At 67.6% G+C, this 15,249-nt stretch carries 15 protein-coding genes and 1 pseudogene; 8 read left to right on the forward strand and 8 right to left on the reverse strand.

Translation table 11 applies throughout. The features are described 5' to 3' along the window. Positions 1 to 287: 287 nt before the first annotated feature. Positions 288 to 2,561, reverse strand: a complete 2,274-nt coding sequence (locus tag MKK82_RS09825) for an EAL domain-containing protein (RefSeq protein WP_238285903.1) — start codon at positions 2,559 to 2,561, stop codon at positions 288 to 290. A 1,572-nt stretch (positions 2,562 to 4,133) separates the two neighbouring features. On the opposite strand from MKK82_RS09825, the gene MKK82_RS09830 reads away from it, so the two are divergent. Together MKK82_RS09830 and MKK82_RS09835 are read left to right on the forward strand one after the other, a co-directional pair. Beyond that, positions 4,134 to 4,433 (forward strand): hypothetical protein, encoded by a 300-nt coding sequence (locus MKK82_RS09830; protein ID WP_243985480.1) that lies wholly within the window; start codon positions 4,134 to 4,136, stop codon positions 4,431 to 4,433. 690 nt (positions 4,434 to 5,123) lie between these two features. After that, the gene (locus MKK82_RS09835) at positions 5,124 to 5,447 is read left to right on the forward strand and encodes a hypothetical protein (protein ID WP_238285905.1); all 324 of its coding nucleotides are present in this window, start codon (positions 5,124 to 5,126) and stop codon (positions 5,445 to 5,447) included. A 162-nt stretch (positions 5,448 to 5,609) separates the two neighbouring features. Here the strand turns inward: MKK82_RS09835 and MKK82_RS33870 are convergent, their stop codons facing one another. From MKK82_RS33870 to MKK82_RS09845, 3 genes and pseudogenes are all read right to left on the reverse strand, one after another. Continuing rightward, positions 5,610 to 5,921, reverse strand: coding sequence for a glutathione binding-like protein (locus MKK82_RS33870; RefSeq protein WP_279602908.1), 312 nt, complete (start codon positions 5,919 to 5,921; stop codon positions 5,610 to 5,612). A 90-nt stretch (positions 5,922 to 6,011) separates the two neighbouring features. After that, positions 6,012 to 6,206, reverse strand: a pseudogene (locus MKK82_RS33875) (glutathione S-transferase N-terminal domain-containing protein); the annotation flags it as partial. 80 nt (positions 6,207 to 6,286) lie between these two features. Next, the gene (locus tag MKK82_RS09845; protein ID WP_238285907.1) at positions 6,287 to 6,496 is read right to left on the reverse strand and encodes a hypothetical protein; all 210 of its coding nucleotides are present in this window, start codon (positions 6,494 to 6,496) and stop codon (positions 6,287 to 6,289) included. Between the two features lie 304 nt (positions 6,497 to 6,800). Here MKK82_RS09845 and MKK82_RS09850 point away from each other — a divergent pair, with 304 nt between their 5' ends. Further along, complete coding sequence (locus MKK82_RS09850; protein WP_238285908.1) at positions 6,801 to 8,240, forward strand: carotenoid oxygenase family protein; 1,440 nt, start codon at positions 6,801 to 6,803, stop codon at positions 8,238 to 8,240. Positions 8,241 to 8,352: 112 nt separating this feature from the next. On the opposite strand, the gene MKK82_RS09855 is transcribed toward MKK82_RS09850, so the two are convergent. Both MKK82_RS09855 and MKK82_RS09860 read right to left on the reverse strand, forming a co-directional pair. Beyond that, the gene (locus tag MKK82_RS09855) at positions 8,353 to 8,988 is read right to left on the reverse strand and encodes a methyltransferase domain-containing protein (RefSeq protein ID WP_238285910.1); all 636 of its coding nucleotides are present in this window, start codon (positions 8,986 to 8,988) and stop codon (positions 8,353 to 8,355) included. Positions 8,989 to 9,299: 311 nt separating this feature from the next. Next, the gene (locus MKK82_RS09860) at positions 9,300 to 9,539 is read right to left on the reverse strand and encodes a hypothetical protein (RefSeq protein WP_238285912.1); all 240 of its coding nucleotides are present in this window, start codon (positions 9,537 to 9,539) and stop codon (positions 9,300 to 9,302) included. Positions 9,540 to 9,906: 367 nt separating this feature from the next. On the opposite strand from MKK82_RS09860, the gene MKK82_RS09865 reads away from it, so the two are divergent. Beyond that, positions 9,907 to 11,910, forward strand: a complete 2,004-nt coding sequence (locus tag MKK82_RS09865) for a putative bifunctional diguanylate cyclase/phosphodiesterase (protein WP_238285914.1) — start codon at positions 9,907 to 9,909, stop codon at positions 11,908 to 11,910. A gap of 92 nt (positions 11,911 to 12,002) precedes the next feature. Here MKK82_RS09865 and MKK82_RS09870 read toward each other — a convergent pair whose 3' ends face one another. Then, complete coding sequence (locus MKK82_RS09870) at positions 12,003 to 12,659, reverse strand: autoinducer binding domain-containing protein (RefSeq protein WP_243985487.1); 657 nt, start codon at positions 12,657 to 12,659, stop codon at positions 12,003 to 12,005. A 247-nt stretch (positions 12,660 to 12,906) separates the two neighbouring features. Between MKK82_RS09870 and MKK82_RS09875 the strand changes: the two genes are divergently transcribed. From MKK82_RS09875 to MKK82_RS09885, 3 genes are all read left to right on the forward strand, one after another. Next, a complete protein-coding gene (locus tag MKK82_RS09875; protein WP_238285916.1) occupies positions 12,907 to 13,539 on the forward strand; it encodes an acyl-homoserine-lactone synthase in 633 nt (210 codons plus the stop codon). 16 nt (positions 13,540 to 13,555) lie between these two features. After that, complete coding sequence (locus MKK82_RS09880; protein WP_243985488.1) at positions 13,556 to 13,735, forward strand: hypothetical protein; 180 nt, start codon at positions 13,556 to 13,558, stop codon at positions 13,733 to 13,735. A gap of 212 nt (positions 13,736 to 13,947) precedes the next feature. Continuing rightward, positions 13,948 to 14,376 carry a MucR family transcriptional regulator gene (locus MKK82_RS09885; RefSeq protein WP_238285918.1) on the forward strand — a complete coding sequence of 143 codons (429 nt, stop codon included), beginning with the start codon at positions 13,948 to 13,950 and terminating at the stop codon, positions 14,374 to 14,376. Between the two features lie 135 nt (positions 14,377 to 14,511). On the opposite strand, the gene MKK82_RS09890 is transcribed toward MKK82_RS09885, so the two are convergent. Continuing rightward, the gene (locus MKK82_RS09890; RefSeq protein WP_238285919.1) at positions 14,512 to 14,760 is read right to left on the reverse strand and encodes a hypothetical protein; all 249 of its coding nucleotides are present in this window, start codon (positions 14,758 to 14,760) and stop codon (positions 14,512 to 14,514) included. 258 nt (positions 14,761 to 15,018) lie between these two features. Here MKK82_RS09890 and MKK82_RS09895 point away from each other — a divergent pair, with 258 nt between their 5' ends. After that, positions 15,019 to 15,246 (forward strand): hypothetical protein, encoded by a 228-nt coding sequence (locus MKK82_RS09895; protein WP_238285920.1) that lies wholly within the window; start codon positions 15,019 to 15,021, stop codon positions 15,244 to 15,246. Positions 15,247 to 15,249: the final 3 nt, after the last annotated feature.

A 15,249-nucleotide genomic window follows, 5' to 3' on the forward strand; every position in this document is an offset into this window, starting at 1 on the left:
GACCTAGGATCGGCCGTACACGGCGAGCGACCGCGCACGATCTCGGGACGGCTCACGCCTCGAACGTCCGCCCGGGCGGCGTTCAACGGGCCGTCGCACAGGCCGCGATGGTTCGCCCCTCGGGAACGCCGGGATCCGGGAGGCTCGGCGCCGTCGGAATCGATTTTGCGCCGGCCTGAGCATCAGGCACGGGGCCGGTCGACGCTATCGACCCAATCGACTGCGCGGGAGCGAGCCCTGGCGCGGAGGGAGGATGGACGTCTGCCCTCCGCGCGCGGACCGCGGTTTCAAGTCACGAGAGCAAGGGGCTCTGGTCTGCCGAGGAAGTAGCCCTGCACTTCGTCGCACGCTTCAGCATCAAGGAAGTTGAACTCCTCCGCCGTCTCGACGCCTTCCGCCAGAACGGGCAGACCGAGCCCGCGACCGAGACCCAGCACGGCGCGAACGATCGCGGCACCCTGATAGTTCTGATCGACCGCCCGCACGAAGGACCGGTCGATCTTGATACGGTCGAAGGGAAACATCTTCAGGTGCGACAGGGACGAGTAGCCCGTCCCGAAATCGTCCATGGTGACCTGTGCGCCGAGGGCCTTGATCTGGCGCAGGGTCGTCAGCGCCCGATCGAAATCACGGATGAGTGCGGTCTCGGTAACCTCGATTTCGAGGCGGTCTGGGGGGAACCGCGTTTCCGCGAGCACGTCACGGACCAGACCGGCAAAGTTCGCGCTGTGGATCTGCAGAGCGGACACATTCACGGCCACGCGCAGATCATTGATCGCGATCATCTCCCTGCAGGCGCAGCGCAGTACCCAGGCGCCGATCGCGTGGATCAAGCCGCTCTCCTCCGCGATCGGGATGAAGTCGGCCGGCGCCACCTCTCCGCGCAGCGGATGCCGCCAGCGCAGCAGTGCCTCGAACCCTGTTACTGCACCGGTGCGAACGCTCTTCTGAGGCTGATAGGCAAGGTAGAATTCATTGCGCTCGAGCGCGAGGCGGAGATCCCGTTCGAACAGCCTGCGCTCCCGCGCCTTCTCGCCCATGGCCGCCTGGAAGAAGCGGTATACGCCGCGACCGTCGGCCTTGGCTTGATAGAGCGCGAGGTCGGCGTGGTTGAGTAGGGTCGAGCGGTCGAGAGCGTCGTGCGGGTAAACCGCGATGCCGACGCTCGTCCCGATGACGCCGCCGGCCGGTAGGGAATCGGCGGCGGCGCGCACGGTTTCTATGATGTGGCCGGCCACCCGCGCCGCAGTCGTGGCATCGGTGAGGCCAGGCAGGATGACGGCAAACTCGTCGCCCCCCAGGCGCGCCAGCATCTGATCGGGGTCCAGTACGCTCGTCACGGCGCGCGCCACGGTCAGGAGCAACTCGTCGCCGGCCGCATGCCCGAACGTGTCGTTCACCTCCTTGAAGCGGTCGAGATCGAGGAAGAGGAGGGCGACGCTGCGCGAGCCGGTTTTGGCCAGCGCCAACTCCTCCTCCAGGCGAGCCGTGAAGCTCGCCCGGTTCGGTAATCCGGTCAGAACATCATGATGCGCCAGATGCCGGATGCGGTCCTCGGCGTACCGGCGCGCGCGCAAGTCGCGCACGGCGATCGCATGCTGGTGCCGGCCTTGTAGTGAGATCTCGTGCCGGATGACTTCGACGGGTACGACGGACCCATCCATCGCGACGAGTTCCTGCTCGGCCGCATGCCCGACCGCGCCCGGCAGCCTCGGAATGATGTCCGAGAGAGGCCTGCCGATCACCTCGGAAGCGGCCTGGCCGATCAGGGCCGCGAAATTCTCGTTGGCCGCGATGACCGTGTTGTCCTCGCAAACGAGGATGCCTTCGACGGCGGCGTTGGCCAAGCTGAGGACGAGGCTGAATTGCTCCCGCCGGAGGCGCTCACGCGTGTCGAGGGTCAGGGCGATCGCCGCGTTGCCCAGTATGCCGAGGCTCGCGCCACCGACGAGTACGGCAAGCCAGTGCCGGGACAGAGTCGCGACGGGGAGCGCCATGGTCGGGTCCGGCGCGACGGTGATCGACGCCATGGACACGAAATGCATCGTGCAGACCGCTGACACGAGCAAGAGCGCACTCTTCGTTCGGACGTAGCTGCGCCCTCCGCGCACCTTCAGGGCGATGGACCACGCCGCCAAACCAAGTCCGAGGGCCACCGCGAGGGTGGCCAGCCCGGGATCCAGCTGGATGCGGCCCGTCGTGACATAGGCGGCGAGACCGACGTGATGCATGGCCGCGAGGCCGAGGCCGACCACCGCGCCACCGATCCAGGGCATCGCAGGGGACCCGCTCCGCAGCGCGAGCCAGCATCCGGAGGAGGTGAACGCCAGCGCCGTAAGAAACGACGCGCCCGTGAGCAGCATATCGTAGCCGGTGGGCAGGCCGCTATCGAAGGCCATCATCGCGATGAAGTGCGTGGCCCAAATCCCGACGCCTCCCACGAAGCCCGCGAAGAGAAGCCAGCGCTTCTTCTCGTTCGGCGCGCCCGTCTTCGCATGATGGATGAGGTCGACGGCCGTATAGCAGGCCAGGAGGCACGTGATGACGGCGAGGATGGCCAAGGCAGTATCGTGCTGCCCGGCGAAGCATCCTATGACCTTGAACATTGTTCGGACCCGCCCGCGTCCGGAAGCTTGCGAGCCCCCGATTCAAGCCGCGTACTTAGAGTCGATTCTATTGGCGATCTCTTGCGGCCAATGACCACTTTTCAAGTCTTCATCGACATCGATGCGATGAATCTCCTCATTATCGAAAATTTGAATGGGGGTGCTATGACAGGTTTCCGCCCACGCGGTGACCATCCAAGGGCAAGCCCACGTTCCAAGGCCTGCGTGCCATCCCGGGGGCCGAACGGGCTGGCAAGCCGGTCCGCCCGACGCTTTCGCACCCACTGGAAGTCTTCGCCCTGAATCTGTCGTGCAGCAGCTATCGCTGCGTCCCGCCACCTCTGATGACGAATTTGAGGGCAGAGCTTCGACAACGTTCGGATGCGCCACCACGGCGCTAAGATTGTTTGACAATGCCGCACTGTCCGAAGGAACGCCGTGGATAAGAGCGGCACTGCTTAGCCTCGGTTGCCCTCGCACCGGATCTGCGACGGGCCTTCGTGAAGGCGGGCGATGAGATTGGCGCCTCAGCCTCCGTGACTCACGGCGGCCGAAAACTCGACGGTGACTGGCACCTGCGACTTGTCGGTCCCTCAATCTCTTGGCGAGCCGGTCTGGATGCCTTCGCCGTTTTGGCGGAGCCTCCGTCAGCTTCCAGTTGAATTGTAGGGATTCATACATTAGGCAGCCGCCGCCGGCCTCAGGCTGGCCGTCCACGCCCGCCTACCGTTCGCCCCTCAGCGACAAAGGCGGGCGTGGATGCATGTTTCTTGCAGGGCCGAGCGGTCGGACCCTCCTCTCGACCGCCACGCCCGCCCCAACGTTCGTCCCCCTCAACCGTTGGGCGGGCGTGGATGCCGAGGGGATTCGCAAAACGCTCCCCACAGGGCCGCGCAGCCCGTGACGGCAGATCCGCCCGCGCTGGCGAGCACCATCGGCGGCGCGGACCCGGCCGATTTGCCCCGTCGACGTGACGTCCACTTCAGCCGGTCCCAGGTTCGAGAATGGTGTGACGATCATCGACACGCCCCGGATCGACATGCGCGTTTCGCGGCGTCGGCAGTTCGCCAGCCTGGCCCCCGATCTGCCCGCGGGCGGCGCTGCCCTCGATCCCGCCAGCGATGAGTCAGGCCGATACGATCCGCGACAATAATCAAATTCAGATGTCCGCGAATAAATGACTTAATACTACTTTTATGTCAGCTTTTGACGGTACGGGTTGTGCTCAAGAATTCAACGAATCATGTTGATTTCATATATACTTTTCTTGAGGCGCTGTGATACTCTATGATACAATGCATGTATCGCTTTCAAATTTGACAACTGTATTATTTCGAATAAAAGTCAGAATTGATGATCCGGGAATGCAATTAATCATTCGTATAAAAGTACTTAGACTGCACTGATGATGGAAATCTGCGGCCCGGAATTTGGGATTTCGATGTGGTTGCGTCTCATGCTTTTGATGCTCGGTCCCAAATCAATCAAGGTATCGGGTAAGTTTGAGCTGGAGTTTTGGGGCGGGTAATGAGTAGATTTCTCGGCAAAAATCGTCGAAAATACCTCGGCATATTTCTCGGTGCTCTCTTTGTTCAGGCCGGGGCGGTCGTCATAGGAATTTTCGAAGAAGAAAGTTACAGAAACGCTGTGAGTGGCTATCTATACGCGTTTTTCGGATCCGTTGTCGACGATGAGTCCGAGCAACAGGCCACTTTCCAATCGATGATGATCATCTTGTCTGGCATCACGATGCTGTATTTTGTCCAAATCATGCGACGAAATAACCCGCATGCCGGTTCGAGCCGCCATCCCCGACCTGATATGTGATTTATTCGACCGGAATCGGTGTATTCGGTATCATCGCGCGACTTGCCACTCTCGTGGTTGGCCTGAGCTGACTTGGCGGGCCGGCTCAGGGCCGTGCTCTCGAGAGGGTCAGCCTGGACTCGAGAGCTGATCCCGCGATGCGGTGGTGTCGTGAGCCGCGCCTCCGACGCCGCTCCTGCGGCGGCCGTTCGCTCGTCGGCGTGAATTCGGGACGTTGCCGCCGCGTCCCGAGCCGTTACCTCGTCCCGGACCCGGCGGCGGCGCATGAGGCACCGGTGCTCCCGAGATCGCGGGCGGCGCCCGCCGCGCGAGCCGCCCCGTCATGCCCCGTCGTGCGCGGGGCCGCCGGCCGGGAAGGCGGACTTGCCGCTCCCACCCCGACCCGGTCGCATCCGTGGCTGGCCGGGGCGGCCCGCAAGGGAGCCGGAACTGCCCTCCACGGCTTGCGGCGGCGCTGCCCGTGGGGGCTTTGCGCCTCGTGCTGGGCCCGGCCGGAGGCCGCGGCCGACGATGGTCCGGGTGGTGTCCCGGCCGTGCCGAGACGCCCGCATCTCGGTGCCGACCCTGCGAGCCCGCCAGAGGCCCGGCCGCCGGCCCGACGCGTCCGGCCATTCGTCGCACCCGATCGCTTCGTCCGAACCGCGACCCCGATGAGCGGTTGCCGCGTGACCACGGTACAGGGAGGTCACCATGTCGAACCCAGCGAAGGGTCAGTCCGGCGACGGTCAGCGGCACACGACGAAGAGCGCTCAGGAGCAGAAGGCGGCCGAAGTACAGGCGGCCGGAAGCGCCCAGGCCGGTGCCGGCCATCCTGAAGTCCTGGAGGGTGGAAAGGTCGAGACGCCGACGGAGGGCAAGGGGCACCCGAAATCGGCCGCCTCGAACGCGCCGGCCGGCGCAACGAGCGGCGGCGCCACGAGCTCGGCGACGGTCGGAAAGGCCGAACAGGAGGCCGCAGCGGCGGCAGGCGCCGGCAAGGAGCAACATGGGCGCGGGCACCGCAAGGCCGAATAGCGGGGCCGCAGGAGCGGCTGGCCGCAGGGCCGGGGGCGGCCCCCGCGGGCCGCTCATCGGATCGCGGCCCGTGCGTGGCACCTCGGCTCCCGCGGCGCCCCGCCGCGGCTCAACCCGTCTCCGCGCCGGCCGGTATCGGTGCCGGTGAGCGGCACCTGAGGCTCAGGTCTTCGGCACCGCCATGCCGCGCTGGACCGCCGGCCGCTCGCCGACCCGGGCCAGCCACGCGTGCACGTTCGGCACGCGGCCGAGCGTGTCCTTCAGCGGCTCCTTGAGGAGCGACGTGGCCGCCAGCGTCCAGGGGTAGCAGGCGATGTCGGCGATGGAGTACTCCGCGCCTGCAAGGTACGGTTCCTCGCCGAGGCGCTTGTCCATCACCCGCAGCAGGCGGTCGGCCTCGTCGGTGAAGCGCTTGATGGCGAGCGGCGCCTTCTCGTCGGAGCGCACCGCGAAGAAGCCGAGTTGCCCCAGCATCGGGCTGAGGCCGCCCGTCTGCCAGTGCAGCCACGCCAAGGCCTTGTAGCGGGCGGGACCGGCCGGCGCGAGGAAGCCGCCGGTCTTCTCGGCGAGATACGTGAGGATCGCGCCGCTCTCGAACACGGAGAGCGGCCCGCCCTCCGTCTCGTCGTCGACGATGGCGGGGATCTTGTTGTTCGGCGCGACCTTCAGGAAGTCGGGCGCGAACTGCTCGTCCTTGCCGATGTTCACCGGCACCACCGCGTAGGGCAGCCCGCACTCCTCCAGCATGATCGGGATCTTGCGGCCGTTCGGCGTCGACTATGTGTACAGCGTGATCATCGCGCGCTCCTCACCTGACGGCCCGATCCAGCATCCCGGCCCTATCGCAGGGTCGGAGATTCGCCGGGCTTCAGGTGGGGGTCCCCACCGTCGGGGCCGGCGAGGGCGACGTGATCGTTCAGGCGCCCCAGATGCTCGAAGACGTGTTCGAACGCGTTCGTCACCGCCTGCTCGAAGGAGCCGTCGCCCTTCCCCTGTGCGTCCCTGAGGGCGCTGAGCAGGGCACGGTGCTTCTCGGTATCGCTCGACATGTCACCCTCCCGTCCGGCATGAGCGCCGACCCGGTAAGCCAATTTCCAGGGTCAATCCCGGTTCCAGCGCATCACCGGTGCCGACGGCACCGAAGGCGGCGCGGCACCATCGGGATCGCTCCGCCCGATGGCTCGCAACCGACACCGGGACAGCCACGATGGCGTCGAGGCCTTTGCGCGGACGAGACCGGCGTGCCTGTGGTAGAGACGCGTCGGCCTTCTGGCCCTCCCTCGACTGCCGGGATCCGGTCGCGCCCGACACGACGGAGTTTCTGGCTGCCACCTTGTCCGGGGATCGCTGCGGATGCCCAATCCAGTCCAGTCGGCCTTCCGGGCGGCTGCCGAAGGCGGCGTCGCCCTGGTGGCGGCCTGCCGCCGGCTGCGCTTGCCCGCAACGCGACATCCCTTCGTGGTCGGCGTCCACGAGCCGATGCGGGAGGAACTGACGCTGCGGGACCTGCCCGTGACCGGCGCGATTCCCCCCGGACTCGACGGCCTCTACCTCAAGATGGGAGCCAACCCCGTCCGCCCGCCGACGCGGGGCCACGATTGGTTCCTCGGCGACGGCATGGTGCACGGTCTTTCGATCGAGGGCGGCCGGGCGCTGTGGTATCGCAACCGCTGGATCGGCTCGCGCACCGCCGCCGCGGCGCTCGGCCGGCCTGCCGCCTCCGGGCCGCGACGGGGCGGCAACGACACCGTCAACACCAACATCGTGGAGATCGGCGGCCGGATCTTCGCCGTCGTGGAGGCGGGCAGCTTCCCCGTCGAGCTCTCGCGGACCCTGGACGATCAGCGCTACAACCCCTTCGACGGAACGCTGGCGGGGTCCTTCACCGGGCACCCGCACCGCGACCCGCTGACCGGCGAGACCCACGCGATCGCCTACGACGGCCGCGTCTGGGACAGCGTCCGTCACGTCGTCGTCGCGCCGACCGGGCGGGTTGTGCGGGACGTGCCGTTTGCGGTCGAGCACGGCCCCTGCATCCATGACTGCGCGCTCACGGCGCGCTTCGCGATCGTGCTGGATCTGCCCGTCACCTTCTCGTTGCGGGCTCTGCTCGCCGGTTACCGCTTCCCATTCCGCTGGAACCCGGCCCACCGGGCCCGTGTGGGGCTGCTTCCCCGGCGAGGCGACGGGGCCGACATCGTCTGGTGCGACGTCGAGCCCTGCTTCGTGTTCCACGTTGCGAACGCGTACGACGAGGCGGACGGGCGGGTGACCCTCGACGTGATCGCCTACGAGACGGTGTTCGCCGCGGCGGGGGGCGGGCTCGACAGGCCGGGTCGGCTCGAACGCTGGACGGTCGAACCTGCGGCGAAGCGGGTCGCGCGGCGGGTGATCGATCCCGCGGCGCAGGAATTTCCCCGCATCGATGAGCGGCGCTTCGGGCAGCCTCACCGGTACGTCTATACGGTCAGCGTCCCCGCGGACGGCAACACGCAACTGGCCGGTGCGACGCAACTCTACAAGCACGACTTGGAGACGGGCGGACGCCGCGTGCACGAGTTCGGTGCCGATCGCGTCCCGGGCGAGTTCGTCTTCGTGCCGGCCCATGCCGGGACCGGGGAGGACGAAGGCTGGCTCGTCGGCCTCGTCATCGATACCGCGCGCGATACGACGGACTTCGCCATCCTCGACGCGCGGTCCTTCGAGGCGCCGCCCGTCGCCACAATCCGCCTCGGACACCGGATCCCGCCGGGCTTCCACGGCAACTGGTTCCCGGCGCACGCCCCGGCCTGAATGGCCCGCTGTGGCCGCGCCGCGGATGGCGCCGGTTCTCGGGAGGTGCCCCTCCTCGCCGTTGACGAGCGCGACCCGGCGCCAACGCGCCGTCAGGCGCGCATCGGGTTCCTCACGCCGCGGCGGTCCAGCCGATCACCGCCGTCATGGGGTCGCCGAAGCCACCCGCCGCCTTCAGGACGCGCACCTCGATGCGGTCGAAACCCGCGCGCTGGAGATATAGATTGACGAGTTGGGCATGTCCCGCGCCGTCGAGGGCGTTCCAGATGGCCACCGCCTTGGTCGGGAAGCAGCGGTTTGAGAAGCCGATCACCGCCGGGCAGCCCGGGCGCAGCACCCGGGCGATCTCGGTCAGGACAGCCACCGGCTGTTGCAGGTACTGCACCGCGACGCAGATCAGCGCGGCGTCGACGCTCGCGGCGTCGAGGGGCAGGCGCGGATCCGCGTTGAGATCCTGCACGAAATACCGGCTCAGGCGCGGGTTGGCGGCGAGCTCCGCCGCATTCAGGCCGTGACCGATGACGCTGGCGTAAGCGACCTCATCCGGCAGGTGGCTGACCCAACTCGACATCAGGTCGAGGACATCGCCGCCCGCGGGGACCACCGTCCTGTACAGGTCGGTCACCGCCGCGATCGCCGCGGCATCGATATGGGTTACGAAACGCGGTTCCGCGTAGAACCGGGCATCGGGATCACGATCGTGCTTCGCGAAGGCTTCCGGTGGGAGATCCGGCAGATCCTGGGTCATCGTGGGCATGCCTCTGGGCCGGGCGGCGCGCCGGCCTCCACCGCCGGTGCACGGACCGCGGGTTGCGGGAGAGTCTAGAGACGGCCCGGCGGAGGCCCAGTGTCGGCGTCCAAGTTGCCGCATCCGCAGCGTGGGGCGGACGACGCCCATCGGACCGTCCCGGACCGTCCCATGGGCCGTCGATTTGCGCCGATATGGAGCGCGGGCCGGGATCGACCCTCTCTGCGCTGCCGATCGCGTCGGTCCATGCCCCCGCCGCAGGCGGAGCAGGCCGTTCCAACGCGGCCCGGAGCGGCGTCAGGGGGCGAGGGTCACTCGTTCACCGGTCCTTGCAGATGCATCTGGGTGAAGCGGGGCAGGATCGCGATGATCGGCTGGGACGCCCCTCGGCTCTTCGGCCGAACCCGCGGTTCGAGATACCGCAGGACCTGCCGCTGAAATCGCTGCGGCGATGGGGCGGCCTCGTATCGCCCGCGATGTGTCGCGAGGAACAGAGCCGCGATCAGCAGCGCGCAGGACAGGCAGAGTACCGCGATCCAAGGGACGAACACCACCGCATCCACAACTTTTGATTGCAATCACGCTGTCGCGGCCGCGGTAAACGAGGCGTTAACGACGCCTCCAGTCGCAGCGGCCGGCCCACCCTGATGCGGCAGCGCAACGCTGTCGGCATCGGCTTGGCAGATGGCCCAGGGGCGCCGCCCGGGCTTCGCGGAGGCCGCAGACGCGCCCGAACGTCCGGGCGGCGACAGACCGCTCCAAGAAGACGAAATGATGATCGGTCGTTTCCCGATCTGCTGACGGGCAGATCAGGTACGCTTCAGGATAGCAGAAGCCCAGTATGGGTTTAGATTGAGCTTTTTACCGTCTGTTACCGGTTACGATCTACGTTCGCGCATAGTTCGGATGGGCGCAGCGATGGCCGAGTCAACGCAGGATGGGAGGGTGACCGAACTTACAACTCTGGATTTGGCTCGGCTGGTCCGCCGCGATCAATTCGAAGCCGTGCGCCGGAGCGTCCTCATCGCGATCCCGGTCAACATCACCCTCGGCTTTACCGGCGCCATCGTGGCCGCCCATGCCGGGCTAGGGGCAGCGGGCGCCCTCTGGTTCGCCACGTCCCTGTGCGTCAATCTCCTGCGCGCGGGACTGTGCCGCATGCCCGTCGGGGCGCTGTCCCTTACCATCGACACGCCGGCGGAAGAGGCGGCCGCCCACGAGCGGACGATCGCGTGGCACCTGCGCCTCGCTGGCGTCGCAGCCCTCGCATCCGGACTCGTTTGGGCGCTCGTACCCGTCCTGTGCGAAGGGTTCACGTCGGCCTCGGCGACCTTCTACCTCGTGGTCACGTGCGGCATCACGGCGGGGTCCGTCACGCACGGCATCGCGTTCGCCCGCGTCCCGCTCTGCTTCATCACCTTGCCGCTCCTGTCGACGGCGGCATGCCTCCTCTACGCCGGCGGATTGGCGAACGCCTGCCTCGCCGGCACGGTACTGTTGTACCTCCTCGCCCTCGCCCGCAGTGCCACCGAGAGCGAGAAGGTGTTTCGCCGGGCCAGCCGCGCGAGGCACGAGGCCGGTGCCGCCGCGCGGGTGGCCGCCGCCGCTCACGCGAGCGCGCGCGCGTTGGCGGAGGAGATGCGCCGCCGCGCCACGCACGACGATCTCACGGGATTGCTGAACCGGGCCGGATTCGCGCAGGCGGTGGAGGCGCAACCGTGCGGTCCGGAGGAAGCCCGCTGCCTGCTGCTCCTCGATCTCGACGGCTTCAAGACGGTGAACGATATCCACGGTCACCAGATGGGCGACCGGGTGCTGGTCGAGGTGGGGCGTCGCCTGCGCGAGATCCTGCCCCCGGATGCGACCGCCGCCCGCCTCGGCGGCGACGAGTTCGCGCTCCTGTACGTTCCGCTGCGATCCGCGACGGCACCGTCGGTGGTCGCCGAGCGCGTGATCGCGGCGGTTGCCGCGCCGTTCGGAGCGGTCGAGCCGGGGCGGCTCGGGGTCAGCATCGGCATCCAGTTCGCACACATGACCAGCATCACGCAGATGCTGAGCTGCGCCGACGAGGCGCTGTACGCGGCCAAGAGTGCGGGTCGGAACAGGTACCGGGTGTTCGACGCGGACCTGCGGTCGCAACGCGAGATGCGTCGGGACAGCGGTCGCGATCTGTCGAAGGCCCTGGCCGACGGGGCGCTGAGCGTCTGGTTCCAGCCCATCTTCAACCGGGATGGTTCCACGATCGCCGGCCTCGAGGCCCTGGTACGTTGGCGACATCCGCAGCACGGCTGGATCCCGCCGGGCGACATCATCGCGGCCGCCGCGAATGCCGGCCTGACCGAGTCGCTCCTGCGCTTCATCCTGGAGCGTGTCTGCGGGATGATGGCCCTGCTGCGGGAACTCGGGCTGCCGCACGTGCGCGTGGCGATGAACGTCTCCCCGCGCGAGATGGCGCAACTCCCCGTCGATGCGATCGCGCTGAAACGGCTGGAGGCGATGGCCTTGCCGCCGTCCGGACTGGAGATCGAGATCACCGAGGAGACGGCGCTCGGCATCGAAGTGATCCAGGACAAGCTGGTGCGTTTGGCCGAGGCGGGCGTGCGCGTGGCCCTCGACGATTTCGGGGTCGGCTACGCCTCGCTCGCCTCGCTGCGCCAGCTTCACGCCGGCCGGATCAAGATCGATCGAAGCCTCGTGACCGGCCTGTCCGGGAGCCGGGACAAGAGCGTCATGGTCCAGGCCGTTCTGAACCTCGGCGTTTCCCTCGGTCTCGAAGTCGTGGCCGAAGGGGTCGAGACCGCCGACGATCTCGGCGCGCTCCAGGAGCTCGGGTGCCCGTTCGTGCAGGGCTACCATCTCGGCCGGCCGATGCCCCTGAGCGATCTCACGTCCCTGCTGTCGGTCGCGCGGGCGGCGGCCTGAGCCCGTCTCGCGGTCCTGCGCGGGCGATGGTCCGCCCTTCACTTCGCCGGCGCGGCGCGTCCCCCGTACGGACCCGTCTCGGCCTCTCGCCCCTAGACGATGATGCCGAGCCGGAATCCCTCGGCGACGGACTGAGCGCGATTTCGCGTCTTCAGCTTCGTGCGCACGCCGCGCAGGTGCGAGTCGACCCCGTGCTCCGAGATGCCCATGATCTCCCCGATCTCCCAATCGGTCTTGCCCTCCGCGGTCCACTGGAGGGTCTCGCGTTCGCGGGGAGAGAGCCCGGCCGCAGCCTCCATGGGCTGGCCTCGCATGAGCAAGGCGTGGCCGAACGCGTAGCTCGCCACCAGCGTGAGCATGCCGCGATGTTCCGGCGCGATGTCCAGTCGCGCGCCCGCGAAGCTCATCCCGCCGATTTCGCCTTCGACGGTCGTCAAGGGGACCGTGTAGCCCTCGCAGAGGTCGAATTCCGCAGCTTCATCCATGATCCGGACAGCCGTTGCCGTCATCGGCGGCGACCGGTCGAGATCGCCCCAGCTGAACCCCGTTTGCCGCTGAAGAGTCTGCGCGACGATCGGGTCGTGCGCAGCATAGCCCCGGCTCAGGTACCGTTGCCGCCATTCCGCGGGAACGCTCTCCATCACCAAGAACTGGCGGTTGAAACCTGACAGCGCGGGGGACGTGGGGAGCAGGCCCGCTATGATCGCGTCGACGCCGAATCCCGTCAGCTGGCGCTGTACCGCGGCCACGACCTCCGGGACGCTGCCGGCCCGATCGAGCTCTTTCAGCAGCTTGAGTGTGTGATCGAGCGACTTTCTACTCACGACAGCTCCCGCCCGATGCGGCTGACAGCGTTCATCCGCGCATCAAGGTAGGGAATATTACGCCTCACATCCAGCGAAAGCCCACGATTGCGCAACGAACGTGCCGACACCACGCGTTCGCGTGGTGTCGCGCGCCGCATCCGGCGGGCACACCACGTTCGGAGGTGTTTTAATGATCCAGGTCATCACTGCGTCAAACATCGCGCAAAATGCCGAGCTGATGGAGCAGGCGTGGCGCTTGCGCCACAAGATCTTCGTCGAGGAGATGGGATGGTCGGCTATCGCGCGCGACGACAAGCGCGAAATCGACGAGTTTGACGATGAGCACGCCGTCCACCTCTTGGCCGTCGAGGACGATGAGGTGGTCGGATATTCCCGGCTGTTGCCGACCGCCCGGCCCTACGTTCTCTCCAAGCACCTGCCTCAGCTCTGCGAAGTCGATCCGCCGTCCTCGCCGCACATCGTCGAATGGAGCCGGATCGGTGTCGCCGGCTCCGCGCGTACTTCGGGCCGTCGGCTGAATCCCACGGCCCTGGCGATCCTCACGGCCATCGTCGAGTGGGGCTTGCCGCGGGGGCTGAAAGGCTTCGTCTCCGAGATGCCGACGAGTTGGCTCCTCCGATTGCTGCAGCTGCATATCCACGCCTTGCCGCTCGGGCTGCCGCAGATGATCGACGACGTCGAGATCGTCGCCGTGAACGCCGGCTTCGATTCGCGGAGCCTGCGGCAACTGCAGAAGATGCGCGGCAGCACGGAGTCGGTCCTGGCCCCGGAAAGTCGCGTCGCAGCTCGACTGGCAAGCTGAAGAAAGCGGTTTGGAGATGGACTTGGTACCCGCCAACGATCGCGAGCGCGATGAACTGAGCTGCCGCCTGGAGCAAGCGGTCCAGCAGGCGCTCGAACTCCGCCAGACCCTCTCGGGCCTCTTCGGACCGGATCTGAGGGGCGTCCTGGATGTCGTCCTGATCGAACTCGGTCGGCGCATCGCTGCGCTGCGGTAGGGCGACGTCCGGACGGACCCCGATCGTCGGCGCGAACTGGGAATGGTCGGCGGCTTCGCGGAACGCTGCCGACCTAGGACCTTTTGCCAGGCCTCCCATCCGAGGAGCTGTCGCCGCCGGCGGCACGACAAGGGTCGGGCGCCGGCTGCAAGCAAGCAATGAATTTCCGATGGCTAAGGATACGGCAGATGATCAGCGCTAGACGATCGAGGATGGAAACAGGTGGTCTCATCGACCAGACGGTGGCTATCGTGTCGGCATACGTGGCCCACAACCACGTGGCCGCCAATCAGCTGCCGTCGCTGGTCGCGACGATCCATGGCGCGCTGTGTCGCCTGGATGCCGTCCCGGGCGCCGGAGCCACGCACGGCTCGGTCGACGGACAGCCCAGCGCGGTTCAGATCCGCCGCTCCATCACCGATGAGGCGCTGACCAGCTTCATCGACGGGCGCACCTATCGGACGCTCAAGCGCCATCTGACCGCCCATGGCCTGACGCCCGAGCGGTACCGCGCGCATTACGGCTTGCCGAACGACTACCCGATGGTGGCCGCCAGCTATGCCGCGCGGCGCTCCGCGCTCGCGAAGGCGATCGGCCTCGGCGTGCCGGGGGCCCAGGCCGCGCGGCAGGCGGCGGAATAGGCGGAACAGTCAGGGTCAGCGGACGGGGATCGCCGTCCGCCCCGGCCAACCTCCGGGACGGGGCTGGGCTGTATGAAGGCGCGCCGGTCCGGTCGAGGCGATCCCGATCCCGCCCGGGTCATCCCGTGGAGTCGATCAGGCGCCGGTCGCCGCGGCGGACGCTGAGCCCCTGCTCGCGCCCAAGTTCGTCGTCGTGGCCTGGATGGCCGAGGGCTGCGGAACGGCACCGGCCTCGGCCTGAGCCGCCTCCTCGGCGAGCCGCCGCCGTTCCTCCGCGTAGCCGCCCGCGATGGCCATATCGACCAAGCGCCGGGTCAGCCGGAAGGCCAGCCAGAATAGGGCGAGGCAGAGAAGCGTCGCGGCGGCGGCCTTGAGCGGGTCCAACGGATCCCTCCGGTGATGTCTCCTCGGTCGAGGCCGCCCTCATAGAGCGGCGGGCCGCCCCGGGGCAATTGGACTTCGTACCGAGTGCGACGTTCGGGAGCGGGGTGGGTCCCTGGGCTGCTTCCTCTGCGCGCGCCATGACGGCGTTGGCAGGTCGGAGCGGACGATCCCGGCCGAGACCGGACCGGAACATGTTATGGCGCCCCCCGGCCGGTCCACGATATCCGGCGATGAGAGCCCATCGACCAGGCGGACACCTTGCGCGAGACCTTCCACATCGAAGTCCTCGGACCGGAGCCCGACGAGATCCAGACGCGGATCTCCGTGCGGGTCGGCAACCTGGAGGGCGCGCAGGAGCGCGCCCTGCGCCTGTTCGCCCGCGCCCGGGTGCCGCAGCGCTCGGGCGAGCCGGCCCAGGCCGTGCGGGTGATCGACGGCGCGGGCCGCGAGGTGTTCTATCGCACCCGCTTCGACGAGGGCGATTAGGCC

The organism is Methylobacterium sp. E-046, assembly GCF_022829625.1.
Lineage (GTDB): Bacteria > Pseudomonadota > Alphaproteobacteria > Rhizobiales > Beijerinckiaceae > Methylobacterium > Methylobacterium longum.

Bases quoted from the DNA above. Each gene is read 5' to 3' on its own strand.
- MKK82_RS09830 (WP_243985480.1), top strand. From the start codon at position 4,134: ATGAGTAGATTTCTCGGCAAAAATCGTCGAAAATACCTCGGCATATTT.
- MKK82_RS09835 (WP_238285905.1), top strand. From the start codon at position 5,124: ATGTCGAACCCAGCGAAGGGTCAGTCCGGCGACGGTCAGCGGCACACG.
- MKK82_RS33870 (WP_279602908.1), bottom strand. From the start codon at position 5,921: ATGCTGGGGCAACTCGGCTTCTTCGCGGTGCGCTCCGACGAGAAGGCG.
- MKK82_RS09845 (WP_238285907.1), bottom strand. From the start codon at position 6,496: ATGTCGAGCGATACCGAGAAGCACCGTGCCCTGCTCAGCGCCCTCAGG.
- MKK82_RS09850 (WP_238285908.1), top strand. From the start codon at position 6,801: ATGCCCAATCCAGTCCAGTCGGCCTTCCGGGCGGCTGCCGAAGGCGGC.
- MKK82_RS09855 (WP_238285910.1), bottom strand. From the start codon at position 8,988: ATGACCCAGGATCTGCCGGATCTCCCACCGGAAGCCTTCGCGAAGCAC.
- MKK82_RS09865 (WP_238285914.1), top strand. From the start codon at position 9,907: ATGGCCGAGTCAACGCAGGATGGGAGGGTGACCGAACTTACAACTCTG.
- MKK82_RS09875 (WP_238285916.1), top strand. From the start codon at position 12,907: ATGATCCAGGTCATCACTGCGTCAAACATCGCGCAAAATGCCGAGCTG.
- MKK82_RS09880 (WP_243985488.1), top strand. From the start codon at position 13,556: ATGGACTTGGTACCCGCCAACGATCGCGAGCGCGATGAACTGAGCTGC.
- MKK82_RS09885 (WP_238285918.1), top strand. From the start codon at position 13,948: ATGGAAACAGGTGGTCTCATCGACCAGACGGTGGCTATCGTGTCGGCA.